Origin of the sequence: Polaribacter sp. ALD11, assembly GCF_002831685.1 — a bacterium.
Taxonomy (GTDB): Bacteria; Bacteroidota; Bacteroidia; order Flavobacteriales; family Flavobacteriaceae; genus Polaribacter.
Genome location: NZ_CP025119.1, coordinates 3532609 through 3558976, shown reverse-complemented (window position 1 = coordinate 3558976; position 26368 = coordinate 3532609). Strand labels below are relative to the sequence as shown.

At 29.8% G+C, this 26368-nt stretch carries 20 protein-coding genes; 18 read left to right on the top strand and 2 right to left on the bottom strand.

Going from position 1 to position 26368, the window contains the following annotated elements:
* Positions 1–141: 141 nt before the first annotated feature.
* The 7 genes from CW731_RS15440 to CW731_RS15410 all read left to right on the top strand — a co-directional run bounded on the left by CW731_RS15440 (position 142) and on the right by CW731_RS15410 (position 7817).
* Complete coding sequence (locus CW731_RS15440; RefSeq protein ID WP_100947566.1) at positions 142–1698, top strand: NAD(P)/FAD-dependent oxidoreductase; 1557 nt, start codon at positions 142–144, stop codon at positions 1696–1698.
* 515 nt (positions 1699–2213) lie between these two features.
* On the top strand, positions 2214–2651 hold the full coding sequence (locus tag CW731_RS15435; protein WP_100947565.1) for a RimK/LysX family protein: 438 nt from the start codon (positions 2214–2216) through the stop codon (positions 2649–2651).
* Complete coding sequence (gene rimK / locus CW731_RS15430; protein ID WP_100947564.1) at positions 2652–3527, top strand: 30S ribosomal protein S6--L-glutamate ligase; 876 nt, start codon at positions 2652–2654, stop codon at positions 3525–3527.
* Positions 3517–4467: a succinylglutamate desuccinylase/aspartoacylase family protein gene (locus CW731_RS15425; protein WP_100947563.1), complete on the top strand. Its 951-nt coding sequence runs from the start codon at positions 3517–3519 to the stop codon at positions 4465–4467. Before rimK ends, CW731_RS15425 begins: the two co-directional genes overlap by 11 nt.
* Positions 4468–4546: 79 nt before the next feature.
* Positions 4547–5416: a cation diffusion facilitator family transporter gene (locus tag CW731_RS15420; RefSeq protein WP_100947562.1), complete on the top strand. Its 870-nt coding sequence runs from the start codon at positions 4547–4549 to the stop codon at positions 5414–5416.
* Positions 5417–5606: 190 nt separating this feature from the next.
* Positions 5607–6290, top strand: coding sequence for a tRNA (guanosine(37)-N1)-methyltransferase TrmD (gene trmD, locus CW731_RS15415; protein ID WP_100947561.1), 684 nt, complete (start codon positions 5607–5609; stop codon positions 6288–6290).
* 33 nt (positions 6291–6323) lie between these two features.
* Positions 6324–7817 (top strand): glycosyltransferase family 39 protein, encoded by a 1494-nt coding sequence (locus tag CW731_RS15410; RefSeq protein WP_198519834.1) that lies wholly within the window; start codon positions 6324–6326, stop codon positions 7815–7817.
* On the opposite strand, the gene CW731_RS15405 is transcribed toward CW731_RS15410, so the two are convergent.
* Together CW731_RS15405 and CW731_RS15400 are read right to left on the bottom strand one after the other, a co-directional pair.
* Positions 7795–9291 carry a glycosyltransferase family 39 protein gene (locus CW731_RS15405; protein WP_100947559.1) on the bottom strand — a complete coding sequence of 499 codons (1497 nt, stop codon included), beginning with the start codon at positions 9289–9291 and terminating at the stop codon, positions 7795–7797. The genes CW731_RS15410 and CW731_RS15405 overlap by 23 nt on opposite strands.
* Positions 9291–9980: a phosphatase PAP2 family protein gene (locus CW731_RS15400; protein WP_100947558.1), complete on the bottom strand. Its 690-nt coding sequence runs from the start codon at positions 9978–9980 to the stop codon at positions 9291–9293. Before CW731_RS15400 ends, CW731_RS15405 begins: the two co-directional genes overlap by 1 nt.
* 487 nt (positions 9981–10467) lie before the next feature.
* Between CW731_RS15400 and rplS the strand changes: the two genes are divergently transcribed.
* The 11 genes from rplS to CW731_RS15345 all read left to right on the top strand — a co-directional run bounded on the left by rplS (position 10468) and on the right by CW731_RS15345 (position 26366).
* Complete coding sequence (rplS, locus tag CW731_RS15395; RefSeq protein ID WP_100947741.1) at positions 10468–10818, top strand: 50S ribosomal protein L19; 351 nt, start codon at positions 10468–10470, stop codon at positions 10816–10818.
* A 690-nt stretch (positions 10819–11508) separates the two neighbouring features.
* Positions 11509–13734 carry an NADP-dependent isocitrate dehydrogenase gene (locus CW731_RS15390; RefSeq protein WP_100947557.1) on the top strand — a complete coding sequence of 742 codons (2226 nt, stop codon included), beginning with the start codon at positions 11509–11511 and terminating at the stop codon, positions 13732–13734.
* 79 nt (positions 13735–13813) lie between these two features.
* Positions 13814–15061, top strand: coding sequence for an efflux RND transporter periplasmic adaptor subunit (locus tag CW731_RS15385; protein ID WP_100947740.1), 1248 nt, complete (start codon positions 13814–13816; stop codon positions 15059–15061).
* A 5-nt stretch (positions 15062–15066) separates the two neighbouring features.
* Positions 15067–16434, top strand: coding sequence for an ABC transporter permease (locus CW731_RS15380; protein WP_100947556.1), 1368 nt, complete (start codon positions 15067–15069; stop codon positions 16432–16434).
* Between the two features lie 4 nt (positions 16435–16438).
* On the top strand, positions 16439–17899 hold the full coding sequence (locus CW731_RS15375) for a TolC family protein (protein ID WP_100947739.1): 1461 nt from the start codon (positions 16439–16441) through the stop codon (positions 17897–17899).
* Positions 17900–17988: 89 nt separating this feature from the next.
* Positions 17989–20367 carry a TonB-dependent receptor gene (locus CW731_RS15370; RefSeq protein ID WP_100947555.1) on the top strand — a complete coding sequence of 793 codons (2379 nt, stop codon included), beginning with the start codon at positions 17989–17991 and terminating at the stop codon, positions 20365–20367.
* Between the two features lie 4 nt (positions 20368–20371).
* The gene (locus CW731_RS15365) at positions 20372–21202 is read left to right on the top strand and encodes a DUF4249 family protein (protein ID WP_100947554.1); all 831 of its coding nucleotides are present in this window, start codon (positions 20372–20374) and stop codon (positions 21200–21202) included.
* Positions 21203–21255: 53 nt separating this feature from the next.
* A complete protein-coding gene (murQ, locus tag CW731_RS15360; RefSeq protein ID WP_100947553.1) occupies positions 21256–22074 on the top strand; it encodes an N-acetylmuramic acid 6-phosphate etherase in 819 nt (272 codons plus the stop codon).
* Positions 22064–22306, top strand: coding sequence for a DUF6095 family protein (locus CW731_RS15355; protein ID WP_100947552.1), 243 nt, complete (start codon positions 22064–22066; stop codon positions 22304–22306). Before murQ ends, CW731_RS15355 begins: the two co-directional genes overlap by 11 nt.
* Positions 22307–22310: 4 nt before the next feature.
* On the top strand, positions 22311–23309 hold the full coding sequence (locus CW731_RS15350) for a DUF6695 family protein (protein ID WP_100947551.1): 999 nt from the start codon (positions 22311–22313) through the stop codon (positions 23307–23309).
* A 147-nt stretch (positions 23310–23456) separates the two neighbouring features.
* Positions 23457–26366: a PEP/pyruvate-binding domain-containing protein gene (locus tag CW731_RS15345; protein WP_100947550.1), complete on the top strand. Its 2910-nt coding sequence runs from the start codon at positions 23457–23459 to the stop codon at positions 26364–26366.
* Positions 26367–26368: the final 2 nt, after the last annotated feature.

The following is a 26368-nucleotide window of genomic DNA, read 5'->3' as shown; positions in this document are numbered from 1 at the left end:
CTTTAAAATAAAAGATCTTTGTAGACTGATCTGTTAAAACATTGAAACGATTTTATATCAGTTTACACGGTAGCAAATTCCTTTAAAAAAACCTCTAAATTTCGCTACCAAAATCAATCATAATTTAATTACTTTTGCAACATGGTTAAAGAAATTCAACTTCGTGTAAATTTAATAGAAGAAAGAAAAGGAGATACGCTGTTATACAAAGCTTCTAAACAATTAGGCGTAGATAAAAGTGAGATTTCCGCAGTAAAAGTCTTGCGTAAATCGATTGATGCTCGTAAAAAAGACGTCATCTTTAATTATAAAGTAGCTGTTTATATCAATGAACAGGTTCCAGAAAAATCTGATTATACTTTTGAATACAAAGATGTTTCTAATGCTAAAGAAATTCATATTATTGGTTTTGGTCCTGCAGGAATGTATGCTGCATTGCGTTGTATCGAATTAGGTTACAAACCTGTTGTTTTAGAGCGCGGAAAAAATGTACAAGATAGAAGGCGAGATTTAAAAGCTATAAATCAAGATCATATTGTAAACGAAGATTCTAACTATTGTTTTGGTGAAGGTGGCGCCGGAACCTATTCTGACGGAAAATTATACACCCGTTCTTTAAAACGTGGAGACGTTAGAAGAATCTTCGAAAATCTAGTTTATCATGGTGCAACCGAGCAAATTTTAGTAGATGCACACCCACATATTGGGACAAATAAACTGCCAAAAATTATCGAGAATATTCGAGAAAACATTTTAAAGTTTGGTGGCGAAATTCGTTTTGAAACAAGAGTTACCGACTTTGTAATTAAAAACAATAAATTACAAGCACTTCAACTTTTAAACGGAGAAGAAATAACCGTAAATTCTGTAATTTTAGCAACCGGACATTCTGCTAGAGACATTTATGAGTTATTGCATAAAAAAGAAATACGAATTAAAGCAAAGTCTTTTGCAATGGGCGTTCGTGTAGAACATCCGCAAGAGATAATAGATCAAATTCAGTATCACTGTTCTGGTGAAAGAGACGAACTTTTACCCGCTGCGGCTTATAGTTTAGTACAACAAGTAAACAACAGAGGCGTATATTCTTTTTGTATGTGTCCTGGTGGCTTTATTGTACCTGCAGCTACAGCTAATGGAGAAGTTGTTGTAAACGGAATGTCGCCAAGTAGAAGAAATAACAAGTTTGCAAATTCAGGAATTGTTGTTGAATTAGATATTGATAAAGATTTCAAAAAATACGAACATTTTGGAGAATTAAGAGGGTTAGAGTTTCAGAAAGATTTAGAAAAAATTGCTTTTTTGGCTGGTGGAAGAACACAAACTGCACCTGCACAAAGATTGGTAGATTTTGTTGATGGTAAACTATCGCCCGAACTTAACGATTGTTCGTACCAACCAGGGTTAAAATCGGCTCCACTTCACTCCCTTTTACCTAAAATTATTGGTAGCAGATTGCGAAAAGGTTTTGTTGCATTTGGTAGTAAAATGCACGGTTACTATACCAATGAAGCAAATATTATTGGTGTCGAATCTAGAACTTCATCCCCCGTAAATATCCCTAGAAAAGAAAGTTTAGAACACACAGAAATAGAAGGTTTATTTCCTTGTGGCGAAGGTGGTGGTTATGCTGGCGGTATTGTTTCTGCTGCCATGGATGGTGAACGCTGTGCAGAAGCTGCAATTGCACAATTGTAATCTTCTCTAATAAATAGTATCGTTTGTTTCTATACTTAAATTCGGTTAACTTCGCTAACTGCTCGTATAAAACTATACTTTACTGAAATAGGTTGACTAAAAATCTATATTTAATGATAGTTACTTGTGAAAATACAATAAAAAAATCAATAGAAGTTCATCTAAACGTAAAACATAAACTATCTCAAAAAAAAGAAAAACAATGTAAATTTATATAAAACTAGTTAGATATACCTTTAGCTTTCTAAACGACTAAAAATATTTTTAAGCTACCTAAATTAATCAAAAAAAGATCAGTCGATATCAATATAAAACAACAATAAACAGTACTATAATAACAAGAAAAAAAATCCTTTTAGGACGGTATTATTGTTGAAATGTAAATATTATTTAACGTAACAAAAGTTGTAAAAAGAGATATTATATTTTAAATGCCTTGTAATTGATTAAATTAATTCATTTTGTCAAAAATTTAAATAACTATTAGTAATTTTACAAACTTATTAAGAATAAAAATGAAAATTACCATTGGTCGTTCAGACAAAGCAGACTTCCCAGAGTTATCACTTTATGAGATTGATCTAAAGGTAGATTCTGGTGCGTATACTTCTTCTATACATTGTTCAAATATTAGTGAAATTACTGTAGACGGTGCTTCAATAATTCAGTTTACGCTGTTAGACCCGGAACATCCTTTTTATAATAATAAAGAGTTTACGTCTAAAAATTACGCATCAAAGATTGTAAAAAGTTCTAATGGTATTTCTGAAAAGCGCTTTATGATTCATACAGAAATATTCATTTTTAACCAAACTTTTCCAATTTACCTTACCTTAAGCGAACGAAAAGACATGAAATTTCCTATATTACTAGGAAGAAAATTTTTAAATAAAAAATTCGTGATAGATACTACTATGAAAAATCTATCTCACAAATTAAAAAACACAAAATAAATGAGAATTGTAATTTTATCTAGAAATGCTAAATTGTACTCTACAAGAAGATTAGTTGAAGCCGCAGAAAAAAGAGGGCATGAAGTAATGGTTGTAGATCACCTAAAGTGTAATATTGAGATTGAAAAGAAAGCTCCGAAAATATTTTACAAAGGTGAATATTTAGAGAATATAGATGCAATTATTCCAAGAATTGGTGCTTCTGTAACTTTTTACGGTACAGCAGTGATTAGACAATTCGAAATGATGAAAGTTTTTACCGCCGTTTCTTCCATTGGCTTGGTTAGATCTAGAGATAAATTGAGCAGTTTACAAATTTTAGCGAGAGCTGGTGTTGGTTTACCAAAAACAGTTTTCACCAACTATACAAAAGACGTAGAACACGTTATAGAGTCTGTTGGCGGAACTCCTTTAGTTTTAAAATTATTAGAAGGAACACAAGGTTTGGGTGTTGTTTTAGCAGAAACACAAAATGCAGCTACTTCTGTTCTAGAGGCTTTTAATGGTTTAGGTGCAAGAGTAATTGCACAAGAATTTATTAAAGAAGCTGGAGGTGCAGATATTAGAGCGTTTGTAGTTGATGGTAAAGTAATTGGTGCCATGAAGCGTCAAGGAAAAGAAGGTGAATTTCGTTCTAATTTACACAGAGGTGGAAACGCAAATGTTATTGAATTAACAGATGAAGAAGAAAGAACAGCGTTAAAAGCTACCAAAGCAATGGGATTAGGAGTTGCCGGTGTAGACATGTTACAATCTTCTAAAGGACCATTGGTTTTAGAAGTAAATTCTTCTCCTGGTTTAGAAGGAATAGAAATTGCTACTAAGAAAAATATTGCAAAAGAAATTATACGTTATTTAGAATTAAATGTCGAATAAACCTTTTATCCTTTTAGGAAAAGAAATTCCTGAAGGAAAACGTACTGTTTTAGATTTAGAAGTTGCAAAACTACATACAAGAACAACAGTAAAGGTTCCTATAATAATAGAGCGCTCTACCAACCCTGGCCCCGTAGTTTTATTACTAGCGGGTATACATGGAGACGAAACAAATGGTGTTGGAATTATTAGAGAAATAATTAGTTTAAAATTAAATAAACCAAAAAGCGGAACCATTATTTGTATTCCTGTTTTTAATATTTTTGGGTATTTAATTCAGACTAGAGAATTTCCTGACGGACGTGATTTAAATAGAATGTTTCCAGGAACCGTAAGCGGTTCTTTGGCAAGTCAATTTGCATATCAGTTTACAAAAGAAATTGCACCTTTTGTAGATTATGTAATCGATTTTCACACAGGTGGTGGCGAACGTGATAATATTGCACAAATTAGGTGTAGTAAAGATGATGAAAAAGCATTGGAATTAGCAAAAGTTTTTAACCCACCAATGATTGTTTTTTCTGAAAACATTACCAAATCGTTAAGAGACACCTTGCATAAAATGGGTAAAACTGTTTTACTTTTTGAAGGTGGAAAATCGAAAGAACTAAACCCTACAATTATTAATGAAGGCGTAAACGGAACAAAAAATGTGCTAATCCGATTAGGGCTTATTGAAGGAGAAATTACGGTTAGAGCTACTCCTGTTTTTGTACACAAAGCAAAATGGTTAAGAGCATCTGATTCTGGAATGTTTAAAATTAGAGTTGCAAACGGAAGTTTTGTAAAAAAGAAAGAAATTTTAGGGGTTATTCAAGATCCTTTTGGTGAGTTTAATAAAAAAGTGTACGCTCCTTTTAATTGTCATATTTTCTGTATTAACAAAACTCCTATTGTAAATAAAGGGGATGCTTTGTTTCATTTAAGTGTAGAGGAATAATTTTTCGATGTACTAAAAAGTTTTTTAATTAATTAACAAATATCTTTATAAATATTATTTGCGACTTTAAAAAAAGGGAATGACCAACGAACAAACTGCAATACGAACAACTTATTTCAGTATTATTGGAAACACTGCTTTAGCTTTAATAAAAGGCTTTGCAGGATTCTTTGGTAATTCTTACGCTTTAATTGCTGATGCAATAGAATCTACAACAGACATTTTCGCCTCATTTTTAGTTTTATTAGGTTTTAAATATGCCAAACGACCAGCAGATGAAAATCACCCATACGGACATGGAAAAATTGAACCATTAATTACATTTGGCGTGGTTGCTTTTCTTGTTTTTTCTGCCACAATTATCGCTTATGAAAGTATTCAAAACATACAAATACCTCACAAAATTCCTAAACCTTGGACATTAATTGTACTTGGTTTAATAATAATTTGGAAAGAAATTTCTTTTCAAATTGTTATGAAAAAAAGTAAACAAACAAATAGTTCTTCACTTAAAGCAGATGCATGGCATCATAGAAGTGATGCAATAACGTCTGTAATGGCTTTTATAGGTATTTTAATTGCAATTGTTTTTGGAAAAGGTTATGAAACTGCCGATGATTGGGCTGCCTTATTTGCCTCTACTTTTATATTATATAATAGTTACTTAATTTTAAGACCAGCTTTAGGTGAAGTAATGGATGAACAATTATATGATGATTTAATCGTTGAAATTAGAACAAAATCTGCACAAGTAAAAGGTGTTTTAGGAACAGAAAAATGTTTTATTAGAAAATCTGGAATGAAATTCCACGTAGATTTACACGCCATTGTTAACAGTGAAATTTCTGTAAAAGCAGGACATGATATCTCTCACAAATTAAAAGATTATTTACGATTAAAAATACCAAGTTTAGGACATGTACTAATTCATATTGAACCGAACAAATAAAAAACAGCATGCAAACACTTGTAAAATAATTCGTTCATTATTTCCTAATTACTAAAATTTTCTAAGATTTTATATTCGGGTTTTATTTACTAAATTACGTGCTTAAATAGCTTAATAAATTACATACAAAATCGTTCGCGAATTTTCTCAAAAAACGTATTAAAGACTAAACAAAAATTACACTTTTAAAATGCGAATAGATATTATTTCAGTAGCCCCAGATTTATTAGAAAGTCCGTTTAACCATTCAATTATCAAGCGGGCAAAAGAAAAAGGTTTGGCAGAAATTATAATTCACGATTTGCGCGCCTATGGTTTAGGTAATTACAAGCAAATAGACGACACACAGTTTGGTGGTGGTGCAGGCATGGTTATGATGATAGAGCCCATTGCAAATTGTATTAGAAAACTACAATCTGAACGTGATTATGATGAAGTTATTTATATGACTCCAGATGCAAAAACACTAAACCAATCTACTGCAAACACACTTTCTTTAAAAGAAAATATTCTGATTTTAACAGGGCATTATAAAGGTGTAGATCACAGAATTAGAGAACTATTTATTACCAAAGAAATTTCTATTGGAGATTATGTTTTAACAGGTGGGGAATTGGCAGCAGCCGTATTGGTTGATGCTGTTGTGCGTTTAATTCCTGGTGTTATTGGAGATGAACAATCTGCGCTTACAGATTCTTTTCAAGATAATTTATTATCGCCACCAGTATACACAAGACCTTCAGATTTTGAAGGAACGAAAGTTCCTGAAATATTATTATCGGGTAACTTTCCAAAAATTGATGATTGGAGAAGTGATAAAGCCTACGAAAGAACACAACAAATAAGACCAGATTTATTAGATGAAACCTCTTAAAGGTTTTTAATAGGAAGCATTAAACGATTCATTTTGGACACAATAAAAACTTTTATAAAAAACAACAAAGCCATTTCTTGGGTTTTAGGTTTTCAAATATTTAGGCTACTTTTACTACCTTTTATGGGCTTAATGCCTCAAGATGCGTATTATTATTTATACGGACAAAATTTATCGCTTTCGTATTTTGATCATCCAGGAATGATTGGGTATATATTACGTTTTTTTACGGACGTTTTTGGCACTTCAATATTTGTTGTAAAGTTTGCAGATTTTTTTATTACCTCACTTACAATTCTTAGTTTTTACAAGTTAGCTTCCTATTTTCTATCAAAACAAAAACTACAAAGAGCTTTTGTTTTACTGGCTTCTACCATATTTATTTCTATTTTATCTTTTAATTCTACACCAGACGTACCACTTTTACTGTTCTGGACCTTGAGTTTAATATTTCTCTACAAAGCTATTTTCGAAGAAAAGAAATGGTTCTTCATTTTAGGCGGAATTGCAATGGGACTCGCCTTTAATAGTAAATACACAGCGTTATTATTACAAATTGGTTTAATTTTATTTCTGGTTTTTTCAAATAAATACAGAAAGTTATTGCTATCTCCATGGGTATGGTTTTCCATTATAACTTCTGTAGCAGTAACATACCCTGTTTGGTATTGGAATTATCAAAATGAATTTGCTTCGTTTGCTTTTCAATCTTCCGAAAGAACAAGTTCTATTTCAGAGTTTAAAATTTCTCCTGAAAATTTCTTTGGCGCAATTGGCCATCAAATGTTTTTATTATTGCCCGTTTTATTTTTAGTGATTATTACCTTCACTTTTAAATATTTAAAAAGAGCTTTGTTAAAATTTAAGCTTCCAAGTTCTAAAACGTTGTTTCTATTAGCTTTTTTTGCACCTACTTTTGTTGGCTTCTTTCTTATTACCCCTATTTATTGGGTAAAATTGAATTGGATGATGCCTTCTTATATTACAGGTATTATTTTAGCAGGAATGTTTATCAACAAGAAATTATTAAAAATTCAACTTATCTTATCTATAGTATTTCATGTACTTGTAAGCTTGCAAATCTTGTTTTATTTAGTGCCAATTAAAAGTGATGATACTTGGGTTGGTTGGAAAGAATTGGCTTTAGAAACAGAGAAATTACAAGAGAAATATACAGACACTTTTATCTTTTCTAATGATAGCTATAAAACAGCTGCTTGCTTAAATTTTTTTATGGATGACAAAGTGTATGCACAAAACATTATTGGTTTGCCTGCGTTACATTTTGATTATTTAGGCGATAATTTAGCAACCTTAAGAGGCAAGAATGCACTTTTTATAGATTCTGATAAACGTTTTAAAAACAAAGAGAAGTTAGGCGAAATTGACTCTTTATTAAGTTCTCACTTTAAAAATGTAACTGAATTAACACCCATTATCATTAAAATAAATGGTAAAGAGCGTCGGAAATTCTGGGTCTTTTATTGCGAGGATTACAGGGCTACTATTTTATCAACTGATAAATAAAAATATATTTAACCGTTTTTTTGTTTCTAATAATCGGTATGGTTTCAATTAAATTAAATTCATTAAAAAGTTTGCTATAAACTTCCTTTGGATCTCTATAATTTCTGCTATCTGTAATATATAAGACTTCCTTATTATTTAATTTAGGATTTTCTTTATTAATCCAATAGTACTTATGGATTTTTGACAGCTCACCTACTCCATAAACCAACATATTATTGGGTCTCGCAAAATAATAATCTATATGAGCTGCTGGATACCAATTATCAGAAATTATCGGCAAATGTGTCAGTTCGTTTTCTGTTAATATTTTTGTTATCTTTTTAGATGCTTGTTGCCAACCATACATATCCATTAACGCATCTTTTCTACCTAAGGTTTCATTTTTATCTGATTCTTGTGTAGGCAAGAACCATCCATTATTAATTTCTAAGCTTATAAAACTTAATAAAACAGTTAAAAAAGTAAATCCAATTATTAATTTTCTACTTATATTTTTCTTTGTTGAAACGTAGACCGCTAATAACGGAATTAAAGTTACGTAAGAAATACCAGACCAATGAGGCAAAGTATTTCTAGAAAAAGACAAGTAGGTAGTTGTTGCTATTAATGGCAATGAGAACAATAAAAAGAAGCTTATCATTTTTTTATCAAAAAGAAACTTCTTTTTAATAAGTGCAATCATCATTAAAACAATAGAAACAAAAATATACGGATTGTTATAAACGAATTGCCCTAAAATTTCTCTCAGAAAAGAATCCTTATTAAATGACAGACTTAACAATGAAACTCTATTATTATGAAACTTGTAACTGATAAAATCGTTTTGATAATTCCAATAAATAATAACACCTATAGCTAATATCGGAAAAACAAAAGCAATGTAAAACTTCCATTTCTTTAACCAACACCTATTAAAAAACAATACATACAAAACAACTCCTAAAAGTAAAAATACAGATTGATATTTAGAATAAATAGCCAAACCAATAGATAAAAAACCCAAAAGCAGTTTTAATGTATTTTTTTTTTGGGGCGGTTCGGGAATTACTTGTATCAAAAAATAAAAACTCAACAACCAAAACAAAACCATTGGCGCATCTGGTAAAATAAATGTGCCAGAAATAATGAAAGCATAAATACTAATATTAAAAAGCAACACACTTATAAAACCTACAAAATCGTCCTTAATATATTGCCCTATTAGAAAAACCACATACATAGAAATACTTGCAGGAATAATTGCAGCTAATCGAATTGCTAGTTCAGAGTCAAAAAAAAGATCTAATGTGAAAAACTGAATAAAAAGTCCAACCATTGCTGGGTGATCAAAATGACTAATATCCGGGTATTTTGCATACAGCCAATAATACACTTCATCATTACCAAATTCTAATTGATTTCCTAAAAATAAACGAACAATTATACTTATTGCTATTAAAATATAGGTGGCCTTACCATAAGATATTTGCATTAATGAATCTTTTTGGGTTTAAAAAAAAAAGACATACTAACTACACCTATTAAGATACCAATAAAAGATCCTACTAAAATATCTATAAGAAAATGTTGAGATAGATATACTCTAGAAAACCCTGCAATTATAGCTAAAGAAACCCAAAGATATTGAGATTTGCTTTTAGTAAAATAAAGGCATAAAATAGTAAAAACTGCAAATGTTGTTATTGTATGTCCAGAAGGAAAAGAATTTACCATTGCCATTTTAACTCCATCAATTAAGTACAAGTTCTCTTCACCTAAAGCACCTGCAGGTCTTAATATTCCTTTAAAAATTATTTTTTTAAAAAAGTGTGTAACCAACAGTGTTAAAACACCACTTACTAGAAACACTAAAAACATCTTTCTTTTAATAAATAAAAAAACAACTCCTAAAACAGCAAAGACAACTCCATCTCCTAAGAAAGTACTATATTTAAAAAGAATATCTAAAAAGGAAGTATGAAACTGATTTATTCTTAAATGAAGAGAAAACTTATTATAAAGCAAGACAAAACTTAACGATAGGAAAAAAAAAGAACTATAAATTATAAAAATTTCTTTTTTAATATCCTTTAAAATTGACAAAGCATTGTGTCTTATTTTAAATAATCTACTGAAGTTTATTCTATTCGTTTTTTTATTAAGACTTGTAATTAATTCCATATAATTTAAATTTAAGAACAACTCATTTTGCTCTTGTAATAAGGTATTTATTTTAATGATCTATATTTTGTTAGCAATCATATTTAATGTTTCACAAAAAATAACACGACAAATAAACAGCAATAGAAGGTTTAACAAAACAACCATTTTATAAGTGTTGAGTATTTATTAATGAACGTCTACTACTACTTTAACACAGGTAAATTGTACTTTACTCTTTTTATAAATATTTAAATAAATAAAATGAAAAATAAGACTAATTATAAAAGGAGATATGAATATATCTTTAAGAAAACATAAACTCTGAGAAGGTAATTATCTGTAAAACAGTAATTTCTTAATTTAAAAACGAAGAAATATTAACACAAAATAAATCTTACTTTAGATTTTCAAATAAAAAAAAAGCATTACTTTTGCAAACGCTAAATTAACCTCTGACGAAGATATCGTGAACGTTGTTTTACAAAAATCAATTAAATTAAAAGATATGGAATCTTTAGTAAAATTTGTACAAGACGAATTTGTAGCAAAAAAAGAATTTGCAGAATTTGGTGCTGGTGATACAATCACTGTTTATTACGAAATTAAGGAAGGGGAAAAAGTACGTACTCAGTTTTTTAGAGGTGTAGTTATCCAAAGAAGAGGTATTGCAGCTTCTGAAACATTTACAATCAGAAAAATGTCTGGTACTGTAGGTGTAGAAAGAATTTTTCCTGTAAACTTACCTTCTATTCAAAAAATTGAAGTTAACAAAAGAGGTAAAGTTCGTAGAGCTAGAATCTTTTACTTTAGAGGTCTTACTGGTAAAAAAGCTAGAATTACTGAAAAAAGAAGATAATTCTTCAATTTATAAAGAAACTAAAAAGCGTTGTTTAATTACAACGCTTTTTTTAATGAACAAATGTTAACAACTACAGTTAACATTGTGTTGATTAATAATTAGTTAAAAAATAATTTCCCTTACAAATCAATTCTATATTTATAACAGAGTTTACAAATAGATTAACCTTGTTAAATATTTAAAATACTTAACAGAAATTAAAGTAAACTTATGAAGTAACGTTCTTTATATATTGTTTATTTAGAAAAAACTAAAGATGTATAGCTATAAAAAGTTTTTTTTTAGAAAATATTTTTTATCTATAACAATAGAAACATTGCTAAAATTCTAAAAAAACAACAATCTTCTTTAGAATTAAGTATGTTTCGATAATGAAATAGTTAGGTATAATTTCTTTTTAGAGATAGAAATATAAGTGTACTCTTATTTATTTTGTAGCAATGCAAAGTAGTTTCAATATTATTTCAAATAAGCCATATCTCAACAAGAAATTGTTTGATATGGCTTTTATTTTTAACTTCTAAGAAATCGATTTCAAAAATTGTTAATAATGCAACAAAACCTACTAATTAAAAGCATTTTACCACTAAAAATATCAACTTAAATTCTTAAATTTGTTCGCCTTCTTAATTAATTATTTTTTACTGAGAAAGCAATTTTATATATACAACTTTAAATACAATTTACATGAGCAAAACAGCTAAGATAATATATACAAAAACAGATGAAGCACCCGCTTTAGCAACCCGTTCTTTTTTACCAATTGTAAAAGCTTTTACCAAAACCTCTAATATAGAAATAGAAGTAAAAGATATTTCACTTGCATCGAGAATTTTAGCAAATTTTTCTGAGTATTTAAATGAAGATCAAAAGGTAGAAGATGCTTTAGCTGTATTAGGGGATTTAGCAAAACACCCAGATGCAAATATTATAAAATTACCAAACATTAGTGCCTCTGTACCTCAATTAAAAGAGGCTATTACAGAATTACAAGAAAAAGGTTATGCACTTCCAAACTACCCTGAAGAAACAGAAACAGACGAAGACAAAGCTATTTTAGCGTTGTATAATAAAGTGAAAGGTTCTGCTGTAAACCCTGTTTTACGTGAAGGAAATTCAGACAGAAGAGCACCAAAAGCAATAAAGAATTATGCACGTAAAAACCCACATTCTATGGGGGCTTGGTCTGCAGATTCTAAAACACATGTTGCAACCATGAGTGAAGGAGATTTTGCTAATAACGAAAAATCTATAACTACAAAAAATGCAACTTCTATAAGTATTATTCATATTGCAGAAGATGGAACTAAAACAGTTTTAAAAGAAAAATTGGACCTTTTAGAAGGTGAAATTATTGATGCTACTATAATGAGTAAAAAAGCATTAATTTCTTTTTTAGAAGAGCAATATGAAGATTCTTTAGATAAGAATGTATTATTTTCTTTACACATGAAAGCAACTATGATGAAAGTAAGTGATCCTATTATTTTTGGTCACGCAGTTCGTGTGTTTTTTGACGATTTATTTAAAAAACATGGAAAAACCTTTAAGAAAATTGGTGCAGATGTAAATAATGGTTTAGGAAATCTTCTTAGTAAACTGAGTGAATTACCAAAAGAAAAGCGTGATGAAATAAGAAATGAAATAAGATATGCTTTAGATCATGGACCAGAATTAGCAATGGTAAATTCAGATAGAGGAATTACTAATTTACATGTACCATCAGACGTAATTATAGATGCTTCTATGCCAGCTATGATAAGAACTTCTGGGCAAATGTATAATTCTGAAGGAAAATTACAAGACACAAAAGCAATTATTCCTGATAGTTCTTATGCAGGAATCTACTCTGCAACTATCGATTTCTGTAAAAAACACGGCGCATTCGACCCTACAACCATGGGAACGGTTCCTAACGTTGGTTTAATGGCACAAAAAGCAGAAGAATATGGTTCTCATGATAAAACCTTTGAAATAGCTAAAGACGGAAAAGTTGTCGTTTTAGATAACAATGGAAAGACTTTACTTGAACATGCAGTTGAATCTGGAGATATCTGGAGAATGTGTCAAGCGAAAGATTTACCAATTCAAGATTGGATTAAATTAGCTGTTACAAGAGCAAGAGCTTCTGAAACACCAGCTGTTTTCTGGTTAGATAAAAATAGAGCACATGATGCTGAGATTATTAAAAAAGTAAAAAAATATTTACCAGAACATGATACTTCTGGATTGGATATCAGAATTTTATCACCAATAAAAGCAACTGAATTCACTTTAGAAAGAATTGTAAAAGGAGAAGATACTATCTCTGTCTCTGGTAACGTTTTAAGAGATTACTTAACAGATTTATTTCCAATATTAGAAGTTGGTACTTCTGCAAAAATGTTATCGATTGTTCCTTTAATGAACGGTGGTGGCTTGTTTGAAACTGGTGCAGGAGGTTCTGCTCCTAAACATGTGCAACAATTCTTAGAAGAAAACCACTTACGTTGGGATTCTTTAGGTGAGTTTTTAGCATTAGCTGTTTCTTTAGATCATTTAGGAACTACAAAAAATAATTCTAAAGCCTTAATCTTAGCTGAAACGTTAGATGATGCTACAGATAAATTTTTAGAAAATGATAAATCTCCTTCTAGAAAGGCAGGAGAATTAGACAACAGAGGAAGTCATTTATACTTGGCAATGTATTGGGCAGAAGGTTTAGCTAATCAAGATAAAGATGCAGAATTAAAAGCCACTTTTTCTAAAATAGCAGATGAGTTAAAAGCTAATGAAGCAAAAATAGTTTCAGAATTAAATAAAGCGCAAGGAAACCCTGTAAATATTGGTGGTTATTATCAACCAAACGAAAGTTTAGCTGATGCTGCAATGAGACCAAATAATACACTAAATACTATTTTAGAAAGTATTTAATTTATCTAAAACATTAACATAAAGAGTGCTAACTAGCACTCTTTTTTATTTAGCTTTGGTTTTTCCAAACTAAATGAAAATGAAAAAGAAAAAAATTGCTATTATAGGTGTTCTTACACTTACGTTAATCTATGTAGGATATCGTTATTTTACCCCATCTTCAGATGGCAGTATTTACTTAACATCACAAGTTAAAAAAGGTGATTTTATAAGTGAAGTAATCACTTCTGGTGAAGCACAATCTACAAGTTCTAAAAAAATTAACGGCCCTGATAATCTTAGGAAGTTTAGGCTAAACAACTTAAAGATACAAGATCTAGTTGCAGAAGGAACCATTGTAAAAAAAGGGGATTACGTTGGTAGATTAGACCCAAGTAGTGTTAATGAACAAATACTTGATGCCCGTTTAAACTTAGAAACATCACAATCTAAATACACGCAACAGCAATTAGACACTACATTATCTCTTAAGGAAGAAAGAAATTATATTAGAGATTTACGTTTTAGCATGGAAGAAACCAAACTAGAATTAAAACAATCTATATATGAACCACCTGCAACTATAAAAAAATTAGAGATCAGTTTAGAAAAAGCAGAAAGAGGTTTAAAGGAAAAGCTAGAAAACTATACCATAAAAAAAAGGCAGGCCAATGCAAAAATGGTCGAAGTTGGTAATTCTGTATCTAAAATTAATAAAAACCTAAACGACTTATTAGATTTATTAAAATCTTTTACTATTTATTCTGATGGTAACGGAATGATTACTTATGATAAAGACTGGGATGGTACAAAAAAGAAAGTTGGCTCTTCAATAAATCCTTGGAATACTACAATAGCAAGTTTACCAGATTTAACTAAAATGGAATCTAAAACCTACGCAAATGAAGTTGATATTAGAAAAGTAAAAAAAGGACTGCCTGTAAAAATTGGATTTGACGCCTTTCCTGACATAGAAATGGAAGGAATTGTGACTAGTGTTGCAAATGTTGGTGAAAAGAAAAGAGGCTCTGATATTAAAGTTTTTCAGGTTTTGATAAAATTAAATGGCACCAATGATAATATTAGACCAGGAATGACAACTTCAAACAAAATACTAACTTTCGAAAGAAAAGATGTTTTAAGTATTCCATTAGAAGCTATTTTCTCCAAAGATTCTATAACGTATGTGTATAAAAAAACTGGATTTTCTATTATAAAAAAAGAAATAAAAATTGGCGATTCTAATAATGATTCTGTAATAATTACAGACGGGTTAGCAGAAAACGATGTTATTTACTTAAACAAACCAGAGGGTTATGACAAAGAACAAATAGCAAAATTAAATTAGTTTTTATGTTAGACAAAATCTATATTGAAAAACTAAAATCTAATTTTAGTGAAGCTGTTCGTGTCATTTTAGCCAATAAAATTAGAACACTGCTTACATCTTTAGGAATTATTTTTGGTGTTGCAGCAGTAATTACAATGCTAGCTATTGGTAATGGTGCTGAAAAAGAAATTTTAGCACAATTAGAATTAGTTGGGGTAAATAATATTGTTATCACTCCTATCCCTGATAAAAAAGAAAATGAAAACGAAGAAGGAAATGATAATGGACTGATATCTGCTAAACGTTTTTCTAAAGGTTTAGACATGTTAGATGTTATGAGCATCCGAAAAAACGTGCCTTCTGTTAAAACAGTTAGTCCAGAAATAGTTTTAGAAACCTATGTAATTAAAAAAGGAAGACAAAGTTCTGTAAAACTAATTGGTGTTTCTAAAGCTTATTTTGCAACGACCAACATTGCAATAGAAAGTGGTAAAAACTTTTCTAAAGCACAGTCAGAAAACTCACTTCCTGTTTGTATTATAGGAAAAAAAATAGAAAAAAAATTATTTACAGGAGAAAGTGCTATTGGCAAACATATTAAAGTAAAAGATGTTTGGCTACAGGTAATTGGTGTAATTGAAGAAAAATTTATTTCAGAAAATGCACAAGAAAATTTAGGTATTAGAGATATGAACCAAGATGTTTATATCCCTATAAAAACTTTTTTAGTTCGTTATAAAGATCGTAAAATTATTAGTGACGAGCCCATCGATTTTAGTGGAGGAGTTGTTATGATCGGAAATCAACAAGGCCCTAAGAAGAGAATCCCAAGAGGTAATTATCATCAAATAGACAAATTAGTTGTACAAGTTAATAATTCAACAGAATTAAATGCAACTGCAGATGTTTTGAGTAGAATGTTAAAAAGAAGGCATAATGATATGTTAGATTTTGAAATTTCTATTCCTATTCAATTGTTAAAGCAACAACAAAAAACCAAACAAATATTTAATATTGTACTAAGTATAATTGCAGGAATTTCTTTATTAATTGGTGGTATTGGAATTATGAATATTATGCTAGCATCCGTTTTAGAGAGAACCAAAGAAATTGGAATTATTAGAGCAATTGGGGCAACACAAGAAGATGTAATTCTACAATTCTTAACAGAATCTGTTTTAGTAAGTGTTGGTGGCGGAATTGTAGGAATATTCTTAGGTATTTTTGCCTCCTATATTCTCGAAATTACTACCGGTATTGAAACCATTTTATCTTTAAGTTCCATCTTATTATCCTTTTTTGTAGCCACTCTTGTTGGCTTAATTTTCGGAATTGCTCCTGCAAAAGCCGCTGCTAACAAAAGTCCTATAGAAGCTATTAGACATGAATAAAACTATGAAAAAAATTATTATATTACTTTGCTTTCTTATAACAGGAATCAATTTTGGACAAGTAAAAAAGGCGATTACATTAGAACAAGCAATTGCAATTGCGCAAGAAAAATCTCCAGATTATAAAACATTGTTAAACCAAAACCAAGCAAGTTATTGGCGTTACAGAAATTATAAAGCCAGCTTTTTACCTCAATTAGGATTAAAAGCTACTTTACCATCTTATTCAAATTCAATTAATAGACTTACAAATGATAACGGAGAAGATATATTTGTAAAAACAAACCAATCTAGACTAGAAGGTGTATTGTCTTTAGATCAAAATATTGCTTTTACAGGTGGTACATTATCATTTAGTTCTCAACTAGAAAGAATAGATCGTTTTTCTGATAACAGTAAAAGATTTGCAGTAATTCCTTTCTCAATAAATTACAGTCAAAATTCTTTATTTTACAATGAATTTAAATGGAATAAAAAAATTGAACCTTTAATTTACGAAGAAGCAAAACGAGAATTTATAGAAAGGATGGAACAGATCTCTTTAAATACTTCTAGAAAGTATTTTGCTTTATTAAAAGCTCAAATGCAAACAAAAATTGCGATTTCTAATTTATCAAATCAAGATACATTATTTCAAATAGCTAAAGGAAGATTTAGAATGGGGAAAATTGCAGAAAACGATTTACTTCAGATCGAATTATCTGTGTTGAATTCTAAAAACAACGTAACAACAAATGAAATTTCTTTGAAGAGAAGTTCTCAAAACTTATCTCGTTATTTGGCTTTAGAAACAGAAAATATACTATTAAATATACCTAAAGAGTTAACCATATTTACTGTTACAGTAGAAAAAGCATTAGAAGAAGCCAACTCGAATAGAAAAGCTGTTATAGAGTTTAGAAGAAAACGTTTACAAGCAGAAAAGGAAGTTGCCCAAGTAAAAGGGAACAATAGATTAAAACTTAGGTTAGATGCTAATTTTGGCGTATCGCAACAAGGAAGTGTTTTTAATGATTTGTTTATGGATTATAATCAACAACAAATAGTAAAAGTTTCTTTGAATATACCAATTTTAGATTGGGGTGTTTCCAAATCTAGAAGAAAACTGGTGGAAGCAAATAAAGAGCTCGTAAACACAAATATAGAGCAAGATGAACAAGAGTTTGAACAAGAAATTTACTTACATGTCTTGAATTGGAAAAATCAACGTAATTTTTTAGAAACTTCTAGAAAAGCACAAGAAATTGCTATTAGAAGGTATGATATTACGAAAAAGAGATTTATTTTAGGAAAAATAACAATAACAGATTTAAATTTAGCACTTCAAGAAAAAGACCGGTCTGTTTTACAATACTTAAACTCTTTAGAGAAATTTTGGGTAGACTACTACACATTAAGAAGACTAACATTGTATGATTTCATTAAAAATAAAAAGATAGAAGTAAATGATATTATATATAACTAGAATCTTTTCAAAAAATTAATTTTAACATTTTAATATCACTTAAGAGTCGTATTTTTGTTGAAGATATTTAACTAACAATTGAACAAAAAATGTTATACTTAAAAAAATTGCTGCTACTCTTTTTTTTGATGAGTTTACCAATGCTCAGTCAAGAAAAAATTACACTTAGCGGAACTGTTTATGACAACTCTAATAATGAGACTTTAATTGGGGTTTCCATTTATATTCCTGAATTAAATTCTGGTACAACCACAAATGAATATGGTTTTTACTCGATTACAATACCCAAAGGAAATTATAAATTACAGATTAGCTATTTAGGCTATACCACAATTATAGAACCATTAGAACTTTCAGAAAAAATATCAAAAAACTTTAAGCTAGAAGAAGAATCACAAAGTTTAGATGAAATTATAATAGAAAGTAATATTGAAATACTGAATTTAAAAACGCCACAAATGAGCGTTAATAATTTAACGTCATCCACTATCAAACAGATTCCAGTGGTTCTGGGAGAAGCCGACATTATAAAATCACTTATACTTCTACCAGGGGTTACAAGTGCTGGTGAAGGTGCTTCTGGTTTTAATGTAAGAGGTGGTGCAGCAGATCAAAATTTAATTTTATTAGATGAAGCAATTGTCTTTAATTCTTCTCATTTATTTGGTTTTTTCTCTGTATTTAATCCAGATGTAATTAAAAACGTAAAATTATACAAAGGTGGTATTCCTGCTAAATACGGCGGAAGGTTGTCTTCTGTATTAGACATTTATCAAAAAGAAGGAAACAGTAAAGATTTTAATGTTACTGGCGGTATTGGTTTAGTTTCTTCTAGATTATTAATTGAAGGCCCTATTAAAAAAGAAAAAATCTCTTTTTTAATAGGTGGTAGATCTTCTTATGCACATCTCTTTTTGCCGCTTTTTGACAATGATAATACAGCGTATTTTTATGATTTAAATATGAAGATCAACTATCGTATAAATGATAGGAATAGTGTCTTCTTTTCTGGTTATTTTGGAAAAGATGTTTTTGGAATTAGTGATAACTTTGTAAATACATATGGAAATAAGGTGGGTAATTTACGTTGGAATCATCTTTTTACTGACAAATTATTCTCAAATCTATCTTTAATTTATTCTGATTATTTCTACGGATTGACGCTAGATTTTGTTGGTTTTGAATGGGACTCTGGTATTACCAACTTCAACCTTAAATATGATTTTAACCATTATGTAAGTGAAAAAATAAAATTGAATTACGGAGTTAATAATATTTACATCAAATTTAACCCGGGAGAAATTATACCAAATAGAGAAGATTCTGGTATTGTTGCAGAAAAATTAATTGACAAATATGCCAATGAATTTGCTGCTTATATAGATGCAGAACATAAAATCACAGATGATTTAAGGCTACAATATGGCGTTCGTTTTAGCAATTTTATTCGTTTAGGTCAAGAGGAATTAAACGTTTACGAAAACAACCAAGCTGTAACTTATAATGACGAATTTAAAAAATACGAATCTGCTGAAGCAATAGGAGTAGAAAATTTTAAAAGAAACGATGTAATTTCTAGTTTTTATAATTTTGAACCAAGGGTTTCGATGTCTTACACTTTAGATGATAATACGTCTATAAAAGCAAGTTACAACAGAATGGTTCAATATTTACACTTGCTTTCTAACACTGCATCTCCTACTCCATTAGATGTTTGGACGCCAAGTGGTAAATACATAAAACCACAATTACTAGATCAATATGCCATTGGTTATTTCAAGTCTTTTAAAGAAGGAAAATATACGTTAGAAACGGAAGCTTTCTACAAAGACATTCAGAATAGAATCGACTATATAAATGGCGCAAACCTAATTGCGAACAATGAAATTGAAACAGTTATTTTAAACGGAAAAGCAAGAGCTTATGGTTTAGAAGTTTTGTTTAAAAAGAATGAAGGAGATTTTCAAGGATGGATTGCTTATACCTTATCTCGTTCAGAGCAATTAACAGCAGGTAGAAATACAAATGAACCAGGAATTAATAATAGCAAGTGGTACAGTACACCTTATGATAAAACACATGACTTTTCTATCAATGCAAGTTATAAACTAAATGAGAAATGGAAATTCAACTCTAATTTTATTTTTCAAACAGGGCAACCAACAAATTACCCTGTTGGGCAATATGAAATGCAAGGTTTAAATGTGCCAATTTATGACGACAATAGAAGAAATGCAGACAGACTTCCAACCTATCATAGGTTAGATATTTCTGCAACTTTAACACCAGAAAAAAATAAAAACAGAAAATGGCAAGGAGAATGGGTTTTTGGTATTTATAATTTATATGGAAGACAAAATGCAGCTTCTTTAGCATTTAGACAAAATCAAGAAACATTAAGAAATGAAGCCGTTCAAACCTCAATTTTTGGTATTGTTCCTTCTGTAACTTATAATTTCAACTTTTAATACTATGAAAAAGATATATATATTTCCGTTTATAATTTTACTCTTTTTCGCAAATTGCGAAAAAATAGTGGAGGTCGATTTGCCTACAATTGAGCCCAAATTAGTAATTGATGCTTCTTTTGAAGTTTTATTTGATGAAACTCCCGCAACCGCAAATACTGTTGTAAAGTTAAGGTTGTCTGCAGATTATTTTGAAGAAGAAATACCTGTCGTTACAAATGCGATTGTATTTTTAACTAATTTATCTGACAACGCTGTTATTAATTTTGTTGATGGAGATTTAGATGGTAACTATAAACCTATTAACACCTTCATTCCAGAAGATGATATCATCTATCAATTAACAGTAATTCATAACAATGAAACGTACAAAGGTAAAGCGACAAAAGTAAAATCAACAAAAATTGACAACATACAACAAGGTGACGACACCTTATTCTCTGAAGATCAAATTGAGCTAAAAATCTCATTTACAGACAATATAGCAGTAGAAAATTATTACCTTTTTAATATTGACACCTATAATTATGTTATTATTGAAGACAGGTATTTTAACGGATCTGAATATAATTTTTCTTATTATTATGAAGATGAAAATATTGAGTTCCCTAAAAACATAACTATAAAGTTATTTGGTATTACAAAAGAATACTACACCTATTTTAGAGTTTTAATAAACCAAAGTGGTACAAATGGTGGTGGTCCTTTTCAATCTGCACCTTCATCTTTATTAGGCAATATAACAAACACAACAAATGAATCTAATTTTCCTTTAGGTTACTTCCATATTTCTGAAACAGATACTTACGACATAGACTTAATAGATAAAAAATAAAACTTCAGTTTAAATCATCATTCAAACATGCAAAAAAACAGTATTTTTGGATGATGATTTTTATAAAAACTACAGAGCAAGATTCTAAGTACAACCATCTAGAGAAGATGTCTGTAAAAGAATTGTTAAGCAACATAAATAACGAAGATAAAACAGTGCCTTTAGCTGTTGAAAAATCTTTGCCACAAATAGAAGCCTTAACCCATTCTATAATTAAAAAACTTAAAAATGGAGGTAGATTATTTTATATTGGTGCTGGAACTTCTGGTAGACTAGGCGTTGTAGACGCTTCCGAATGCCCGCCAACTTTTGGCGTTTCTCATGAACTTGTAGTTGGTATTATTGCTGGTGGTGACATTGCCATTAGAAAAGCTGTAGAAAATGCAGAAGACTCTAAAACACAGGGTTGGTTAGATTTACAAGAACACAAAATTTCAGACAAAGATGCAGTTATAGGTATTGCTGCCTCTGGTACAACACCTTATGTAATTTCTGCTTTAGAAAAATGCAGTGATAACAATATTATTACAGGTTGTATTACCTGCAATAAAGATAGCCCACTGGCAAATGTTGCTCAATTTCCTATTGAAGTAGTTGTCGGTTCAGAATTTATAACAGGAAGTTCTAGAATGAAAGCAGGAACAGCTCAAAAACTAGTACTAAACATGATTTCTACTGCAACAATGGTTCAATTAGGACGCATAAAAGGTAATAAAATGGTCGATATGCAGTTATCTAACAATAAGTTAGTCGAAAGAGGTCAAAAGATGTTAGCAAATGAATTAAATATCGACCAAAATGAAGCAGCAGAATTAATCGAAAAGTATGGAAATGTTAGAAATTCAATAAAAAATTACAAAAATGAGTACTAATGTAAATTTATTAGGAAAAGGTTTAAAATACTTAAGTCTTTTAATTTTTCTATTTATTGCTTCACCTGTTTCTCTTACAATGGGGTTTAAGGCTTTAAAAAAGTTTAAAGATACCCCAAAAGAGATACTATCTTATGTTATTATAATTGCTGCAGGAATTCTAATCATTTTTACCATTTACTTCGCTTTTAAAACCTTTCAGATTTTATTAAAAGCCATCTTTAATAATTAATTAAATGCAAAATTCTGATGGAATCATCATTATACTTTCTTATCCAGATACCATCGTAAGACCCGCTTATTGGGAAATCTTAAGTAATTTTTGGCCTAAAATTGGTATTGGCGGTCAACACGCTGTTCAAGCAGGACATGCTGCTTTATTATTGCTTCAAAAAGGAAAATCTGAAATAAATTATTTTGATTTTGGTCGGTATATTACAACCTACGGCAATGGCCGCGTGCGTTCTAAAGAGACCGACCCTGAGTTAGAAGTTTCTGCAAGCGCTAATTTTATAAATGATGAATTATTAAATGTAGAAGAAATTTTACTCTGGATAGAGAATCATCCAGAAAAAACACATGGAGATGGTAGATTGGTAGCTAGTATTCATGAAGAAATAGACTTTCATAAAGCAAAAACATTTATTCATCAATTAATTGACGAAAAAGAAATTCCTTATGGCGCTTTTATAAAAAATGGCACCAATTGTGCACGCTTTGTAACAGATACAATTATTGCTTCTTCTACAAACAAAAAGATTGGTATTCAATTGAGAAAATCTAATTTGTTAACCCCAAGTCCTATTGGAAATGTATTAAAAGCAAATACCAGTGATACTGTTTATAATGTTTATGAACAAAAAATAACCAATTATACAAATAGATCTATTGTAAAAGAATACAAAGCTTCTTTTTTTAATAAATTTGAAGGAGAGCCCAATTTGAAAGGAACTGAAGAGCCTAATTTAGATATTTTCGAGTTAAAAAATGGAACTTGGTTAGGTGGAATTGGAAGTGGTGCATGGTTTAAAATTGAAGACAAAATAAACATTAAAACTTATAAAATATCAAGATATACTCCAGGAGGAAAAAAAGATTTTGAAGGTTTATTTTCAATAAATAAAACCGATTTTAATTTTTTAGAGGAATATCATTTTAAACATCCTACAAATTGTAAAGAGGTTTATATTCTGCAAAATGGGAAGGAATTCTTGTTTAAAAAATGTTCATTTTAATCTATAAAAATAGCTTTTAAGGTCTTATCTCTTCAAAATTATTTACAGTAAAAAAGTTTTAACTCATTCCGTTTTTTTCTTACTCTTATTAATTTATAAAGTTTATTATTAACTTTTTAAAATATAAATTTGTAAAAAAAACAGATGATGAAAAAAAAAATACTTCTTACTTTTACTCTAGCATTTTTTTTTAGCTTAAATAGTTCCTCACAAAAGAAAAGCTTAGAGAACATAAAGCAGCTAATTAAATATTACAAAGAAGATAGTAGAGGCCCTTACTATAGAATTAAATGGTTTTGTAAAGACGGTAGCATCAGAGATCCAAAAAATCCGTGTCCAGATTCTATTGGAGGTGGAATACAGCATGCAAGTTTTAAAGAATCTGCTTTAGACTTAAGGAAAAGCAATCATTTATTTTTTGGCGAAATTTTGGCAAGTGTAAAAACGGAAGATTTTTTAGATTCAGAAAATAATTTTAGCAGAATAAAACAATATCAAATAGGCCAGTATTTAGCGAGTGTAGATGATGGTTGGGTTTTAAAAAAAGGGCAGTTTTACAGAGGTGCAATACAATCTGAAGATGAAGAAGCTTGGGGAAAAGAGTTTTATGAGACCGTTTTAAAAGATGATCATTTTTTAAATTCTAATTATTATTTGGTGAGACAGTCTTTAAAAGACATTCCTCATAATGGCGATTCTAACATTGCGCAATTAATGCGTAGTGAATCTAAAATATTGGCTGAAGAAATTGCCGATTTTATGGACATCCGAATTAAAATTCATGGTAATCCACAAAAATCTGATATCTATTTAGTCCAAAACTATGTAAAGAAAAATGCGTCTAAAATCTCTGTAAAAGAAAAAAAAGCATTTGAGAAACTCTTAGCTACAATGAACGCGTTTTATGCACCTTTAAACTACAGTTCAATTGCTAAAGAATTAGCTAAAATTACAGATAAAAATAAAGTTCTAAGTAATTTAAAAAAATTTGTTAATGAAGACAAATCAAGTTTTACTGCAAAAGATATCGTTCTTAAAATTACAGATAATTTAGATCTTCTAAGATATAATATTGCATTATTTAAAAGTAGTAGAGACCGCTTAAATCTTTTAGACTTAACAAATCAATTAGAAAAAATTCTATTAATAGAAACTCAAAACTGGATTCCAGAAACCTTAGAAGAAACTATTTTAAAAACACAAACACTTACGTGTGCATCGTATGCTACAGGCCTGGTAGAAGCATGGGAATTTGATATTGTAAAACCTATTTTTTCGAGTACTTTAAAAAAGGACAAAACTACCTTAGGAGCACTAAACACTTTGGTTACTAATGCTAGAAGAATTGTAGAATGGAGTACTTCTTTAGTGAAAGCAAATTACCAAGAAGATGTAAATGAATATGCTGCTTTTGAGTCTTTAGCCTATGGTTTTATAGATGACAGAATTAGGAATTCGATTACCCTAAATTTAGGCGAAACAGTTAGTCAACTAAATAAATATGCAGCTAAGGTTTCTAAAGTGAATAACAATGTAATGAGTATTAGCAACCAAGGTACAATAAGAGGATTAAACCCTGGGTATGCTTTTGGAAAATTGATTGTTGTAGATGGAAACCCTGATGAAGTTGAAGTGAACACAAATAATATTTATATTTTTCAAAAACCACCTTCAGATTTAAAACCTGTTGCAGGAATTATGACAGTTTCTGAAGGGAATTTAGTTTCTCATGTACAATTATTAGCAAGAAATTTAGGAATACCAAACGCAGCTTTGTCTAGTGAAAATTTAAAATCGCTTGAAGAATATACCAATAGAAATGTATTCTACGCAGTATCTAGCAAAGGAAATGTTATTCTAAAGTTAGAAAAAGACATGTCAGCTATCGAACAAAAATTGTTCGATAGAAAAGAAAGAACAAAAAATATGATTGAAGTACCAACTGACAAATTAAAGTTAGATGTTTCTAAGATTATAAATATGAGAGATGTAAAAGCTACGGATTCTGGTATTTTATGCGGACCAAAAGCAGCCAATTTAGGAGAATTAAAACACCTTTTCCCAAATAAAGTTGTTGAGGGAATCATCATTCCTTTTGGAATTTTTAAAACCCATATGAACAAACAAATGCCTGGTAAGGACAAAACCTATTGGCAGTTTTTGAATGCTACATTTTTAAAAGCAAAAGAATTAAAAAGCAATGCTAGTTCAGAAGAAGCTATAGAAAAGTTCTTGATTTCTTCTTTAAAAGAATTACATGCAGCTATTTTAAACATCAATTTAGATGATCGTTTTATAAACGATTTAAAGAGTAATTTTAAAACTGTTTTTGGAAATGACATTGGAAACGTACCTGTGTTTTTAAGAAGTGATACCAATATGGAAGATTTGAAGGAATTTACAGGAGCTGGTTTAAATTTAACCCTTTTCAATATTCTAAAAGAAGAAAAAATAATTCAAGGAATAAAACAAGTTTGGGCTTCTGCTTATACAGAGAGAAGTTTTAAATGGCGTCAGAAATATTTATTAAATCCAGAAAATGTGTATCCTTCAATTTTAATTATACCAAGTGTAGATGTAGATTATTCTGGAGTTATGATTACAAAAGGAATTAATGAAGGTTCTGAAAACGATTTAACAGTGGCTTTTAGTAGAGGAGCCGGAGGCGCTGTAGATGGGCAATCTGCAGAGACAAGATTAATTACTGCAGAAAGCAGCTATTTATTAAGTCCTGCTAGACAACCAGATTACATTCGTTTACCAGTAACAGGAAGTACAAAAAAGTATTATACCACATTTAATCAGCCTATTTTAAATACAGGTAATGTGAATAAAATTAGAGAATTAGCAACAGAAATTAGAGCTAAAATTGGGAAGAAATCTTCCGAAGAAAATTACGCTTATGATGTTGAGTTTGGTTTTAAAGATGACAAGCTTTGGTTGTTTCAAATAAGACCTTTTGTAGAAAATAAACAAGCCAAAAGTTCTGATTATCTAAATTCAATTGCACCTAAAGTAGAAAATAGCACAGAAATAATGTTAACAGAAAAAATATAATT

Coding starts and splice junctions, on each gene's coding strand:
- CW731_RS15440 (WP_100947566.1), top strand. CDS start 142: ATGGTTAAAGAAATTCAACTTCGTGTAAATTTAATAGAAGAAAGAAAA.
- CW731_RS15435 (WP_100947565.1), top strand. CDS start 2,214: ATGAAAATTACCATTGGTCGTTCAGACAAAGCAGACTTCCCAGAGTTA.
- rimK (WP_100947564.1), top strand. CDS start 2,652: ATGAGAATTGTAATTTTATCTAGAAATGCTAAATTGTACTCTACAAGA.
- CW731_RS15425 (WP_100947563.1), top strand. CDS start 3,517: ATGTCGAATAAACCTTTTATCCTTTTAGGAAAAGAAATTCCTGAAGGA.
- CW731_RS15420 (WP_100947562.1), top strand. CDS start 4,547: ATGACCAACGAACAAACTGCAATACGAACAACTTATTTCAGTATTATT.
- trmD (WP_100947561.1), top strand. CDS start 5,607: ATGCGAATAGATATTATTTCAGTAGCCCCAGATTTATTAGAAAGTCCG.
- CW731_RS15405 (WP_100947559.1), bottom strand. CDS start 9,291: ATGCAAATATCTTATGGTAAGGCCACCTATATTTTAATAGCAATAAGT.
- CW731_RS15400 (WP_100947558.1), bottom strand. CDS start 9,980: ATGGAATTAATTACAAGTCTTAATAAAAAAACGAATAGAATAAACTTC.
- rplS (WP_100947741.1), top strand. CDS start 10,468: ATGGAATCTTTAGTAAAATTTGTACAAGACGAATTTGTAGCAAAAAAA.
- CW731_RS15390 (WP_100947557.1), top strand. CDS start 11,509: ATGAGCAAAACAGCTAAGATAATATATACAAAAACAGATGAAGCACCC.
- CW731_RS15385 (WP_100947740.1), top strand. CDS start 13,814: ATGAAAAAGAAAAAAATTGCTATTATAGGTGTTCTTACACTTACGTTA.
- CW731_RS15380 (WP_100947556.1), top strand. CDS start 15,067: ATGTTAGACAAAATCTATATTGAAAAACTAAAATCTAATTTTAGTGAA.
- CW731_RS15375 (WP_100947739.1), top strand. CDS start 16,439: ATGAAAAAAATTATTATATTACTTTGCTTTCTTATAACAGGAATCAAT.
- CW731_RS15370 (WP_100947555.1), top strand. CDS start 17,989: ATGTTATACTTAAAAAAATTGCTGCTACTCTTTTTTTTGATGAGTTTA.
- CW731_RS15365 (WP_100947554.1), top strand. CDS start 20,372: ATGAAAAAGATATATATATTTCCGTTTATAATTTTACTCTTTTTCGCA.
- murQ (WP_100947553.1), top strand. CDS start 21,256: ATGATTTTTATAAAAACTACAGAGCAAGATTCTAAGTACAACCATCTA.
- CW731_RS15355 (WP_100947552.1), top strand. CDS start 22,064: ATGAGTACTAATGTAAATTTATTAGGAAAAGGTTTAAAATACTTAAGT.
- CW731_RS15350 (WP_100947551.1), top strand. CDS start 22,311: ATGCAAAATTCTGATGGAATCATCATTATACTTTCTTATCCAGATACC.
- CW731_RS15345 (WP_100947550.1), top strand. CDS start 23,457: ATGAAAAAAAAAATACTTCTTACTTTTACTCTAGCATTTTTTTTTAGC.